Annotated in this window: 9 protein-coding genes and 2 pseudogenes; 3 read left to right on the top strand and 8 right to left on the bottom strand. The window is 41.8% G+C overall.

The window, feature by feature from the left end:
* Window positions 1-36: 36 nt before the first annotated feature.
* The 3 genes from RS130_RS07995 to bamJ all read right to left on the bottom strand — a co-directional run bounded on the left by RS130_RS07995 (window position 37) and on the right by bamJ (window position 2,459).
* The gene (locus RS130_RS07995; protein WP_316025515.1) at window positions 37-1,164 is read right to left on the bottom strand and encodes a MalY/PatB family protein; all 1,128 of its coding nucleotides are present in this window, start codon (window positions 1,162-1,164) and stop codon (window positions 37-39) included.
* A 50-nt stretch (window positions 1,165-1,214) separates the two neighbouring features.
* Complete coding sequence (locus RS130_RS07990; protein WP_316025514.1) at window positions 1,215-1,598, bottom strand: response regulator; 384 nt, start codon at window positions 1,596-1,598, stop codon at window positions 1,215-1,217.
* 240 nt (window positions 1,599-1,838) lie between these two features.
* Window positions 1,839-2,459 (bottom strand): BamJ family beta-barrel-assembly machinery protein, encoded by a 621-nt coding sequence (gene bamJ, locus RS130_RS07985; protein WP_316025513.1) that lies wholly within the window; start codon window positions 2,457-2,459, stop codon window positions 1,839-1,841.
* 591 nt (window positions 2,460-3,050) lie between these two features.
* Here bamJ and ppc point away from each other — a divergent pair.
* Window positions 3,051-5,672 (top strand): annotated as a pseudogene (gene ppc / locus RS130_RS07980) (phosphoenolpyruvate carboxylase).
* A gap of 191 nt (window positions 5,673-5,863) precedes the next feature.
* Here the strand turns inward: ppc and RS130_RS07975 are convergent.
* Window positions 5,864-6,709, bottom strand: coding sequence for a polysaccharide lyase family 7 protein (locus tag RS130_RS07975; protein ID WP_316025512.1), 846 nt, complete (start codon window positions 6,707-6,709; stop codon window positions 5,864-5,866).
* A gap of 701 nt (window positions 6,710-7,410) precedes the next feature.
* Between RS130_RS07975 and RS130_RS07970 the strand changes: the two genes are divergently transcribed.
* Together RS130_RS07970 and RS130_RS07965 are read left to right on the top strand one after the other, a co-directional pair.
* A complete protein-coding gene (locus tag RS130_RS07970; protein ID WP_316025511.1) occupies window positions 7,411-7,860 on the top strand; it encodes a hypothetical protein in 450 nt (149 codons plus the stop codon).
* Between the two features lie 196 nt (window positions 7,861-8,056).
* Window positions 8,057-8,179 (top strand): annotated as a pseudogene (locus RS130_RS07965) (transposase); the annotation flags it as partial.
* A 248-nt stretch (window positions 8,180-8,427) separates the two neighbouring features.
* Here RS130_RS07965 and tuf read toward each other — a convergent pair.
* The 4 genes from tuf to rpsL form a co-directional block, all read right to left on the bottom strand.
* The gene (tuf, locus tag RS130_RS07960; RefSeq protein WP_316025510.1) at window positions 8,428-9,609 is read right to left on the bottom strand and encodes an elongation factor Tu; all 1,182 of its coding nucleotides are present in this window, start codon (window positions 9,607-9,609) and stop codon (window positions 8,428-8,430) included.
* A 72-nt stretch (window positions 9,610-9,681) separates the two neighbouring features.
* Window positions 9,682-11,793, bottom strand: coding sequence for an elongation factor G (gene fusA, locus RS130_RS07955; RefSeq protein WP_316025509.1), 2,112 nt, complete (start codon window positions 11,791-11,793; stop codon window positions 9,682-9,684).
* Window positions 11,794-11,805: 12 nt separating this feature from the next.
* Entirely contained in the window at window positions 11,806-12,276 is a 471-nt protein-coding gene (gene rpsG, locus RS130_RS07950) for a 30S ribosomal protein S7 (RefSeq protein WP_158966613.1), read from the bottom strand.
* Window positions 12,277-12,356: 80 nt separating this feature from the next.
* Window positions 12,357-12,731: a 30S ribosomal protein S12 gene (rpsL, locus tag RS130_RS07945; RefSeq protein WP_316025508.1), complete on the bottom strand. Its 375-nt coding sequence runs from the start codon at window positions 12,729-12,731 to the stop codon at window positions 12,357-12,359.
* Window positions 12,732-12,892: the final 161 nt, after the last annotated feature.

The following is a 12,892-nucleotide window of genomic DNA, read 5'->3' as shown; positions in this document are numbered from 1 at the left end:
GATGTGACGTTCCTTTCTAAACGGGGTTGCCCTAACCTAAGCTTTTAACAAGCTAATAGCTTGTTCAAGTTGTGAACGAGGGCAGCCAAAGTTAATCCGTACAAAGTTTTTGTCACCAAAGTCAATACCAGGAGACGGCCCTACCCCTTTGTCTTCAAAGTACTTCTGAGGATTGTCTACACCTAAACCACTACAGTCGATCCAAGCTAAAAATGTCGCTTGAGGACGGAGCAAAGTTAAGCCATCAATTGTGGCAATTTCTTTTTCTAAATAGTCTAAATTAGCCCGCAAATATTGTTTTAACTCAGCGTGCCATTGATCACATAAGGTAAACGCAGCAGTTGTTGCTTCAAGGCCCAATACTGTTACCCAAGGCATGATACCTCGAGCGGCTTTATTAAATTCAAGTCTCGTTTTCGGATCTTCGATGATAGCAAATGAAGTCCCCATACCAGCAATATTGAAGGTTTTACTGGCCGCCATTAACGTAATAACCTGACCATTAAATTCGGCTATTTTACCTGCAGGAATATGCTTAGCATCTTCATCAAGTATCAAATCACAATGAATTTCATCAGAACATAAGATGACATTATTTTTTAAACAAATGTCGGTTACCTTTTGCAATTCTTCTGGGCTAAACATTGAGCCAACAGGATTCATAGGATTACACACGATAAACAACTTACACGCAGGATCGGCAGCTTGTTTTTCTAATTCAGCAAAATCAATGGTCCAACGACCGTTTACGTTCACAGTGCCAATATCTACACGCTCTAGGCCATTGATTTCGGGTGCAGCAAGAAGCGGGGGATAGTTAGGGGTTTGCAACATGATTTTATCCCCTGCCTGACAATATGCCTGACAAGCGATATTAAATGCGGGGACTACACCTGATGTCCAAACAATCCAATCAGCTGAAATGTCCCAATCATATTGACGAGACAACCAATCGACTACCGCTTGATTAGCCTCTGCATGATGAGCGGGTACGGTATAACCAAGTAAACCATGTTCTGTTCGAGCCTGCAGAGCATCTAGAATAGGTTGCGCACATTTGAATTCAGTATCGGCTATCCACATAGGTAATATGTTGGTGCCTTTGTATTTTTCCCATTTGAAGGCGTAGGTAGACTTTCTATCGATTATTGGATCAAACTGCATGGATGGAATCACTTACTTTAAAGGTTAAATAGTAGTTAGAAAATGCCTATCTAATCGGCATCTCGGATGAGTCGCTCTACTTTAGCGAATAAATTGTCGGTATGAAATGGTTTTACAATAAAATCAGTCGCCCCTAAACGCATGGCCTCAACCACCAACTGCGTAGTGGCATTTCCGGTTACCATCAAAAATGGGCACTTAGGGTGAGTTTCACGTAATGCTTCTAGTATCTCTAAACCACTTACATCAGGCATTAACCAATCACAAACCACCAACGACACAGACTGCACCTGAGCACTTCGTACAAACGACATCGCTTCATCACTATTTGAAAAACAAATAATTTCATGTAATGAAATACCCTTTAGCGTAGTTTGCAATATCTCCAACGAAACCTCGTCATCATCGATAACAACAATATTACAGTCGTACATTCACAATCCTTTTAAATAGACCCAATTTTATTGTATTCAGAGCATAGAAATTGACTATGACTCAGAAATAAAAAACGAGTAAGGTAAAAGCACTCCTTTTGACCTACCTAGCATAAGATAACTTCAGCGTGGTTTCTATACCAGCATCTAAATAAAGGGAATAAAGTTAACCAAAAGTAGTCATATGTACAGACATAAAAAAAGTCGGCAATGCCGACTTTTTTAATTAGAAATAGATGCTTAAGCAATAATATCTAATAATTCCACATCAAATACTAAAGTAGCATGAGGACCGATTGCGCCACCAGCACCTTGCTCGCCATACGCTAACTCAGAAGGAACGTGTAGTTTAAGCTTAGTTCCTACTTTCATAAATTGTAGGGCTTCAGTCCATCCTTTTATCACGCCACTTACTGGAAATTCAGCAGGTTGACCGCGATCGTAAGAACTGTCGAACACGCTACCGTCTAATAACGTACCGTGATAATGAGTACGTACAGTAGAGTTAAGAGTGGGGATTTCGCCGTCACCCTGAGTAATAACTTCATATTGCAGACCACTTTCAGTAACAGTCACTTCATCGCGCTTTGCGTTTTCTGCTAAATAAGCCTTGCCTTCAGCAATAACAGGAGCAAATTGCTCTGCTTTTGCAGCTTGCATACGTTGATGGATCTGATTGAAAGCTTCACGTAATGTATCGTTATCAACCTGAGCGGCTTCTTTATTAAATGCATCGGCTAGACCGGCTTGAACTGCTGAAATATCTAAACCTTCAAATGGATTTGATGCTAATTGCTCACCCATTTGTAATCCAATACCGTAACTCGCTTGTGTTTCAACTGTAGAATATTTATCTGACACTTTGGCTCCTAACTTGCCGACCTTTGTTCGTAAAAAAGATTTGGGCTTTGTTGCTGTAAAAGCGCGAAAGTATATAGATAAACGAAAAAAATACCAACTCAGTCTATACATTAGCGCTCGCTAAAATAACGAAGACGCTTGCAAAGGTGCCAAATAACTTGAGTAATGCTCATTAGCGACCCCGTTTAAGTAAAACCCCACCGAGCCGCTATGTAATTTCTAATTAGGTAAAAGTATATTAAGGAATGATTAATAGCGGTATTTCCTTAGACAAATGATTTTTATCTAAGTATCTTATCCTTATTCATAGTGATAAGTACTCACACTGAATGCATTAAGCGACTTTTGAAAACACAATCGCAATACAGAAATGTCTCTACTCTTCCATGTCACGAGGGAGCAGAGTAAAACTTCTGGGGCATTCCCTTTGAGTAGGCTTGGTTGGCATTTTCTCTGCGCTGTTGAATTTCATTAGATCTCCACTATGCGTCCATTCAGTTATTTAATTTAAGTACTTAAACTATTCACTTAGTGATCACTTATCACTATGAATTCGTAATGAATTTTTAATTTTAAACATTGGAGCCTAAAATGTCACAAAATCTTGACTCTCAACAAATTGAAACAGTTCGTAATTTGGGCGTGGTGTTAGGTGAAACAATCAAAGCACAACTGGGTGAAGAATGGCTAGATAGAATTGAAGCCGTGAGAAAAGATGGCAGAAATGCCTATAAAGGTGATGAAGCTGCTGCGCTTAGGGTAAAGAAAATATTTGCTGAATTACCCAGCGAAGATCTACTAACAGTCGGCAGAGCTTTTGCTCAATTTCTTAATTTGGCCAATATTGCCGAGCAAGAATTCAATAGCAACAATGAGCAAGGTAACTCTATCGATAATTTGTTTAGTCATCTCGACCAAGCCGATATTGAAGCTGACACTTTTGAACAAGCCGTACAAAAACTGGATATTAATTTAGTACTCACGGCGCATCCAACAGAAGTTACACGACGTACATTAATTCATAAACACAGCGAACTAGCCAAGTGTTTGAGTGATGTACATGCATCAGATTTAAAACCCTCACAACGCTCTAAAATTGAAACACGTATTGCCGATCTTATTAGCCAAGCATGGCATACAGAAGAGATCCGTACCATCCGACCAACACCAGTTGACGAAGCTCGCTGGGGCTTTTCTGTGATCGAAAATTCATTATGGGAAGCGATCCCTGATTTTATCCGCGAGTTAGACAACCGATTTAATAACAAATACGGTATATCCTTGCCACTCGATGCTTCCCCCGTGACAATCGGTTCTTGGATGGGCGGAGACAGAGATGGTAACCCATTTGTCACCTCCAAAGTGACCGAACAAGTTTTATTGTTGGCTCGAAAGCGAGCGGCCAAATTATTTGCTAAGGATATTGAGTTTTTACAAGTTGAGCTGTCTATGGGTGATTGCGATGACAACTTACGTAGCTTAGTCGGTGATACACTTGAGCCATACCGCACGCTATTGAAACCTTTGTTAGATAAGCTAAATAAAACCCAAGAAGGCATTCTTGACAAGTTAGAAGGTAAAGCAGTGAACTAGGATGATTGGCTTGCTGACAAAGAGCAACTATTACAACCCCTGATGACTTGTTACACATCTTTACAAGCCTGTGGTATGTCGGTTACAGCCAATGGACATTTGCTCGATACTATCCGCAGAGTACATTGTTTTGGCGTACATTTATTAAAACTCGATGTACGTCAAGATTCAGAACGACACTCAGATGTCTTTTCTGAATTAACACGATACCTAGGCATAGGAGACTATGGGCAGTGGAGTGAAGACGATAAACAAGCGTTTCTACTGAAAGAGCTTAGCTCTAAACGTCCTTTGTTCCCACCTTTATGGAAACCTAGCGAAGACGTTCAGGAAGTATTAGACACTTGTAAAGTTATTGCTCAAAACAGTGAACACGGTTTTGGTATTTATATCATTTCGATGGCGAGTTTACCCTCTGATGTACTAAGCGTCATTCTACTATTGAAAGAGCTAGGTGTAGATTGGCCAATGCCGGTTGCACCACTTTTTGAAACGTTAGATGATTTAAACCAAGCATCTAACGTCATCAGTAAACTGTTATCAATTGACTGGTATCGTGGATATATCCAAGGTCAACAGTACGTAATGATTGGCTATTCCGACTCTGCAAAAGACGCCGGTGCAATGGCAGCAGGTTGGGCTCAGTATGAGTCGCAGGAAGCTTTAGTGGCATTAGCCGAAGCCAATGACATAGAGCTTACTTTATTCCACGGTAGAGGCGGTACAATTGGTCGAGGTGGACTACCGGCGCATGCCGCTATTTTGTCTCAACCTCCAGGATCTTTAGAAGGAGGATTCAGAGTAACCGAACAAGGTGAAACCATACGTTATAAATTTGGTATGCCGATTCTCGCGCAACGTAGTTTAAGTTTGTACGCAAGTGCCATACTTGAAGCGCTAATTTTACCACCACCGTCACCTAAGCAAGCATGGCGCGAAGCAATTGTACAAATGGCAGCTGATGGGCGTGACAACTATCGTAAAATAGTTCGTCATGACGAAAACTTTGTACCCTATTTCCGCGTTGCCACACCAGAACAAGAATTAGGCAAATTACCATTAGGTAGCCGTCCAGCTAAACGTAAGCCATCTGGTGGTATTGAAAGTTTACGAGCCATTCCATGGATTTTTGCATGGGCACAAACTCGCATGGTTTTACCATCCTGGTTAGGCGTGATGAAGGCCGTTCAAACTTCTCTAGACAATGGCAAACAAGATGTGATCACGGACATGCTAGACAACTGGCCGTTTTTCTATTCACGTCTATCTATGTTAGACATGGTGTTCAGTAAAGCTGACCCTCGAATCAGCCAAGAGTACGATCAACGCCTTGTTCCAGAAAATTTGAAACATTTTGGTGATGCGTTACGCACCGAGTTGCAAGACAGTATCAAGCTATTACTTAAGTTACTCAAGCAAGACACTGTGATGCAAAGCGACCCTAAAGGCGAAGTATCAATGAATATTCGAGCCAGCTATTTAGAACCTCTACACTATTTACAAATTGAGCTACTCAGCCGTATTCGTGAATTAGATGAAGAAGTACATGATCCAGTTCTTGAACGTGCGATGATGGTCGCCATAGCGGGTATCGCTGTAGGCATGCGTAACACAGGATAGAAATAGCCCCCTTAGGAACATACTCCCTCAGGCTTGCCTGCTCACATATCGGGGCTTTCTGGAGCACAGCTCCAGTCGGTTTAGCAGCTCGACAAGGATGTCGAGTTTACGTGCTGATTATTAGGGAGTTGTGATTGACTCTTTTAGATTTGATCTAAAACCACGCTAATTAGCGTGGTTTTTTTGACTAATTAATCCACTAATCTTTGATAGCTGATATCAGAAAAAGTTATCACGTTTTCTATGATATTTTGGCTGGCGTAAAATGCAGCCCAATCTTCTGAATTTTCGACATTTTCCCGAGTTTGAGGATGTTGAGCTTGTAAGTAATTACCGAATTTGAGATAAGATTTAGCACTATCTTTAACGGTACGTGAAAAAACTTCTCCAAATCCCGATACCGTCACAAATCCATGATCATTAATGACTCTAAAATCAATAGCCTGACCGCTTATAATGGTGCTTAAGAAATGCTTATCTTCTCCACCACCTTCTCTGGCCAGTCGAACATATACATCAAAAATACCATTACTAGCGACACTATCACTGGTTGCACCGGCAGTATTAGCAGAAAAACCAGCTTCACTGGTATCTGACACATATAACTTCATGATAGTTCCAGTATCACCAGCATGATGTTGTGCAACAATAGCTTTTGAGCCATCAGACATTTCTACTTTAATATTGGCTTGAAAATCTTCATAAACGTCGGTCATAGCCACACGTTTTTCAGACTTTATTTTTAACTCGTGACGCCAGCCACTGCCGTTTGGTGTAACGTGTTGCTCACGCAAGGCATCAAACTCCATCACCTCGCCTACTCGCGGATCTGCTCCTTCTATGTCCCAGTCACTCATATCAAACGCGCTAGGAGTAGGATGAGGGTTTTGAGTAGCAAACTCATTCACTTGCTCATTTTCAGTTGTAGAGACAATAGCATTAGCAGTTCCTTTCTTAGCTGAAGATGTGCCCCCACATGCGCATAAAACCAATGCCACAAAACTTAAAACCACAACACGTAAAAACGAGTACAACATAACAGTCACCTAAATATTAATCGCCCGAGCTAGACACTATTCAATAGAATACAAATTGAAAACGCTTCATTTGCTGATGAAAAAAGCTAAAAAAACACTAATTGGTAACAACTATAACACTAAACAAACAAATATTGGCAATGACAATTTTCAATACATATAGTAAAAATTGACATTACCAATTTTGCAACATTCAAGGTAGAGCATATTTTTATGCTTTTATAAATAAAAAAGGCCACCGGATTGACCAAGGTTCAAAAGACCAACGTAATGAGGGGAGTGACAAACATTCGTATGACACTCCTATGTCATACCAACATGCTGTTAGCAGGGATCCACAAAGCCAATCGAGACACCCATAAAGGTAAATCTAACTAGGATGATCATTGAATTTTGTTATGGGTATCTTGATTGCAGCATTGATTGCAGTTTTCGCTTTTTACCAAGCGAAGTAACGCTAATGCCAAGCTTTAGGGGCGGTATTTGCAGTGAGAGCTAGTTAAACGTACGAAGACACTTATGTTAAATGCAGCACTCATGCTTTCACTATAAAAATTTGCTCTAAAACTGCTCGATGCTTAAAGATCCCCCAACCTTCTTGAAAATCATTTTCACTTGCTCTAAGGTAAAAGCACTGGTTTTTTCATGGTGTACCGAAAAAACAAATCTAAAATTTTCACACACCATGAGCGAGAAGACTTATGTCTACCTGCAGAAATTGTGGCGGTATAGGGTACATTGGCGATGTTTCTTCCGGCGTTGAGGGTGGCCACCCATGCGGTGCTTGTGGCGGAACTGGCAGAATTAGTAATAGTTATTCTACTGAGTATGCAAGGCCTACAAAGAAACGCAAAAAACCAAGTAAACCCTTACCTAAGCCCGTGGTTATAGCAAGCACTATAATTGGAATACTGTGTTTCTTATTTCTAGATTTCATTAACAGTGAATTAGGAGTAAGCAATAGAGTTCCTATTGCTTATATGCTGATTGCGTCGGTTTTCGTAGGCGGTGTTGCCGCACTAGTTCTTAATATTGTATTTGCTGTTTTTAAACTATTTCCCCAGTCAAAGAACACTACTCCCAAAAAGAGGGTAGGTGAAGTCATGCTCTTGGTGGTTATTGGTATTATCGCGATATTATTAATATTTTAGGGACGTATAAGTAACTATTTATTAACTCCTCCCCTTCAAGAGTAAACGTCCTGCGATCCCACCTAACAGGAGCTTATCGTGAAACTCATAAAGGTAAGTCTTATTAAGATGACCATCGAATCTTGAAGTGGCATAGTTAATTTGGCCACCTAATAAGAGATGTTATGATCACTTCATAGCAGCATTAGGTAGCAAGATGAAAAATAAAACACGTAAGACATTTAGCCCAGAATTTAGATTAGAAACTGCTCAATTAGTGGTTGATCGAAATTACACTCAAGAAGAGGCGGCAAAGGCCATGGGTGTAGGTAAAGATAGTCAACAACACCTAGCTTATAAGCTTCTTTTAGCATGCTATATACCATACACGATTATTCGTCGTTGCCTGCGCATAATGTCTTCGAAATTTATCAAAGACACTATTTTGCGATGCTAGATGTATTTTAAGAAGACGGCTTTTGCTAGACGCTTACATTTAACCTCGGGCAATAATCTAAAGCTTACAGCGGCAGCCATAAAAAAAGGCCACCGAAGTGACCTTTCTTGAATCAGTTAATAGCTAAACTATTAAAGGATTTTAGCTACTACGCCAGCACCAACAGTACGGCCACCTTCACGGATTGCGAAGCGTAAACCTTCGTCCATCGCGATTGGGTTGATTAGCTCAACTTTGAATTTCAAGTTGTCGCCAGGCATGACCATTTCTACGCCTTCAGGAAGCTCTACAGCACCTGTTACGTCAGTTGTACGGAAGTAGAACTGTGGACGGTAACCTTTGAAGAATGGAGTATGACGGCCACCTTCATCTTTAGACAATACATATACTTCTGCTTCGAAGTTAGTGTGTGGGTTGATTGAACCAGGCTTAGCTAGTACTTGACCACGTTCAACTTCTTCACGCTTAGTTCCACGTAAAAGGGCACCAACGTTCTCACCAGCACGACCTTCGTCTAGAAGCTTACGGAACATTTCAACACCAGTACAAGTAGACTTCATTGTATCTTTGATACCAACGATTTCTACTTCGTCACCTGTGCGTAAAATACCACGCTCAACACGACCTGTTACAACCGTACCACGACCAGAGATTGAGAAAACATCTTCAATTGGAAGTAGGAAAGGCTTATCAACGTCACGCTCTGGCTCTGGGATGTATGAATCTAGCGCTTCTGCTAGTTCTACAATTTTCGCTTCCCATTCTGCTTCGCCTTCTAGGGCTTTAAGCGCAGAACCTTGGATAACTGGAAGGTCGTCACCAGTGAATTCGTATTCAGAAAGTAATTCACGTACTTCCATTTCTACCAATTCTAGTAATTCTTCGTCGTCAACCATGTCACATTTGTTCATGAAAACAACCATGTAAGGAACGCCAACCTGACGACCTAACAAGATGTGCTCACGTGTTTGTGGCATAGGACCATCTGTTGCAGCAACAACCAAAATCGCGCCGTCCATTTGAGCAGCACCAGTAATCATGTTTTTAACATAATCGGCGTGACTATGACAATCTACGTGAGCGTAGTGACGAGTAGGAGTATCATATTCAACGTGAGACGTTGAAATAGTAATACCACGCTCACGCTCTTCTGGAGCGTTATCGATTTGATCGAATGCCGATGCAGCACCACCGTAAGTTTTAGCCAGTACAGTTGTGATTGCAGCTGTTAATGTTGTTTTACCGTGGTCAACGTGGCCGATAGTACCGACGTTTACATGCGGTTTAGTACGTTCAAACTTTTCTTTTGCCATTTTACTGGTTTCCTAAGTTAAAAATCCGACTCTAATATTTGTAGAGACCGGACCAGACCTTCATTAAAAAATCTAAGACAGTCGTGCATCAGTAATTGCTTTCGCAACATTACTTGGCACTTCCGCGTAATTAAAAAATTCCATTGAGTATGAGGCTCGCCCCTGAGTTGCACTACGCAAGTCAGTAGCATAACCAAACATTTCCGACAAAGGTACTTTTGCATGCACTATTTTTATACCTGCAACACCGTCATCCATGCCTTCAATCATACCACGGCGCCTGTTAAGGTCACCGACGACGTCACCCATCCATTCTTCTGGTGTGGTGACTTCAACTTTCATTGTAGGCTCAAGTAATACCGGATTTGCTTCCGCAGCCCCTTTCTTGAATCCCATCGACCCTGCGATTTTAAACGCCATTTCAGAAGAGTCAACATCATGATACGAACCATCGAACAAAGTTACTTTAACATCAAGTACTGGATATCCGGCGACTACACCATTTTGCATTTGCTGTTCAATTCCTTTATCAACCGAGGAGATAAATTCTTTAGGAACCACACCGCCTACTATATTGTTGACAAATTCGTATCCAGCGCCTTCTTCGTTTGGCTCGATAGTTAACCAGACATGACCATATTGGCCTTTACCGCCTGATTGACGAACAAACTTACCTTCAGCATCGACCTTTTTGCGGATCGTTTCGCGGTAGGCTACCTGAGGCTTACCTACACTACACTCAACATTAAACTCACGCTTCATGCGATCAACAATGATATCAAGATGTAGTTCACCCATACCTGAGATAATTGTTTGACCCGACTCATCGTCAGTATGGACTCTAAAAGAAGGGTCTTCAGCCGCTAGCTTACCTAACGCAATGCCCATTCTTTCTTGGTCTGGTTGAGAGCGAGGCTCTACAGCTATAGAAATAACCGGTTCTGGAAATTCCATGCGCTCTAAGGTAATAATATGGTTAGGATCACATAAGGTGTCACCCGTCGTCACATCTTTCAACCCTATTGCTGCTGCAATATCACCTGCACGTACTTCTTTAAGCTCTTCTCTGTCTTTAGCATGCATTTGCACTATACGTCCAAAACGCTCACGCTTTGCTTTTACTGGGTTATAAACTGAGTCACCTGAGTTTACTACACCAGAATAACAACGGAAAAAAGTCAAAGTGCCAACAAAAGGGTCGGTAGCAATTTTAAAGGCTAACGCAGAGAAAGGCGCCGAGTCGTCCGCAGGACGTTCAGCTTCAGTTTCAGTTTCATCTTTGTCGTTTAGCACGCCTTTAATCGCCGGAACATCCATAGGCGCGGGTAAAAATTCAATGACTGAATCTAGTACCGCTTGCACACCTTTATTTTTGAATGCCGAACCACAAGTGGCAAGTACAATTTCGTTCGCTAGAGTACGTTTTCGTAGACCAAATTTGATTTCTTCTTCGGTCAGCTCGATGCCTTCCAAATATTTATCCATCAACTCATCGGTAGCTTCTGCCGCTGCCTCAACCAACTCTGTGCGAAGCTCTTCAGCACGGTCAGTTAAGTCTGCAGGGATCGCTTCATAAGTGAAGGTCATGCCTTGATCAGACTCATTCCAATTAATGGCTTTCATCTTGATTAGGTCTACCACCCCTTTGAAGGTTTCCTCAGCACCAATATTTAAATGGATAGGTACACAATTGGCACCTAAACGATTTCTTATTTGGCCTATGACACGTTCAAAATCTGCACCAGCTCGGTCCATCTTGTTAACAAACACCATACGCGGAACGCGGTATTTGTCAGCTTGACGCCACACGGTCTCAGATTGAGGCTCTACTCCTGACGAACCACAAAACACCACAACCGCACCATCGAGTACACGCAAAGAACGTTCAACTTCTATTGTGAAGTCAACGTGCCCAGGGGTATCGATGATGTTGATTCGATGCTGTTCGTATTGTTTGTCCATTCCCGACCAAAAACAGGTCGTCGCTGCCGAAGTAATGGTTATGCCGCGTTCTTGCTCTTGTTCCATCCAGTCCATGGTAGCTGCGCCATCATGCACTTCACCGATTTTATGGGACAAACCAGTATAGAAAAGAACACGCTCAGTTGTCGTGGTTTTACCCGCGTCAACATGAGCAACAATTCCAATATTCCGATAACGCTCAAGGGGCGTATTACGAGCCATAGCTTTCTCTTATTACCAACGGTAGTGAGCGAATGCTTTGTTAGCTTCGGCCATACGGTGAACGTCTTCACGTTTCTTAACCGCTGAACCTTTGTTTTCTGCAGCGTCGAGCATTTCAGCTGCAAGGCGTTGAGCCATTGATTTTTCACCACGTTTACGAGCAGCGTCAACTAACCAACGCATACCTAGTGCATTTCTACGAACGGGACGAACTTCTACAGGTACTTGGTATGTAGAACCACCAACACGACGAGACTTAACCTCGACTGTAGGGCGAATATTGTCCAACGCTTCTTCAAATATGTCTAAGTGTGCTTTGTCAGCTTTAGAAGCAACAATTTCTAGCGCGCCGTAAACGATTTTTTCAGCAGTCGATTTTTTGCCGTCTAACATAACGACATTCATAAATTTAGCAAGTAACTCTGATCCGAACTTAGGATCTGGTAGGATTTTACGTTGACCTACGACTCTTCTTCTTGGCATTTTCAAATTCTCCGTAGAATTTTCAGGATATTCCCAAAACTCAATTAATACTTTAGTTTGGCCTTACTAACGGAGAACCGTTAAGACTTAGGCCTTTTTGCGCCGTATTTAGAACGGCCGGCTCTTCTATCACTTACGCCTGCACAATCTAATGTACCGCGAACAGTGTGATAACGAACACCTGGTAAATCTTTAACACGACCACCACGAATAAGAACAACACTGTGCTCTTGTAAGTTGTGACCTTCACCACCAATGTATGAAGAAACTTCAAATCCATTGGTTAAACGTACACGACATACTTTACGTAATGCCGAGTTAGGTTTCTTTGGTGTGGTTGTATATACACGAGTACATACTCCACGACGTTGTGGGCAAGCTTGCAAAGCAGCGACGTTGCTCTTCTCTACTGGCTTTTGGCGGGGCTTGCGCACTAACTGGTTAACTGTTGCCATTAACTAGCTCCTGATTAAAATTACGACTGTTTGACCCATTTTTAGGGCCGTAAACGCGAAAAATCCGCGAACCAATTTTGACTAAAAATTACCTTAGCCAATTTCGGGTCGCGGAAGTCTAATGATCAATCAATGAACTGTCAAGTAAGACTGCTGTTAAA

It is taken from the genome of Paraglaciecola aquimarina (assembly GCF_032464635.1).
Classification (GTDB): domain Bacteria; phylum Pseudomonadota; class Gammaproteobacteria; order Enterobacterales; family Alteromonadaceae; genus Paraglaciecola; species Paraglaciecola aquimarina.
Note: the sequence above shows the minus strand (reverse complement) of the source record. Positions and strands in the feature narration are given on the sequence as shown.

What these genes read in the sequence shown, in the direction of transcription:
- RS130_RS07995 (WP_316025515.1), bottom strand. Translation starts at nt 1,164, where the DNA reads ATGCAGTTTGATCCAATAATCGATAGAAAGTCTACCTACGCCTTCAAA.
- RS130_RS07990 (WP_316025514.1), bottom strand. Translation starts at nt 1,598, where the DNA reads ATGTACGACTGTAATATTGTTGTTATCGATGATGACGAGGTTTCGTTG.
- RS130_RS07975 (WP_316025512.1), bottom strand. Translation starts at nt 6,709, where the DNA reads ATGTTGTACTCGTTTTTACGTGTTGTGGTTTTAAGTTTTGTGGCATTG.
- RS130_RS07970 (WP_316025511.1), top strand. Translation starts at nt 7,411, where the DNA reads ATGTCTACCTGCAGAAATTGTGGCGGTATAGGGTACATTGGCGATGTT.
- tuf (WP_316025510.1), bottom strand. Translation starts at nt 9,609, where the DNA reads ATGGCAAAAGAAAAGTTTGAACGTACTAAACCGCATGTAAACGTCGGT.
- fusA (WP_316025509.1), bottom strand. Translation starts at nt 11,793, where the DNA reads ATGGCTCGTAATACGCCCCTTGAGCGTTATCGGAATATTGGAATTGTT.
- rpsG (WP_158966613.1), bottom strand. Translation starts at nt 12,276, where the DNA reads ATGCCAAGAAGAAGAGTCGTAGGTCAACGTAAAATCCTACCAGATCCT.
- rpsL (WP_316025508.1), bottom strand. Translation starts at nt 12,731, where the DNA reads ATGGCAACAGTTAACCAGTTAGTGCGCAAGCCCCGCCAAAAGCCAGTA.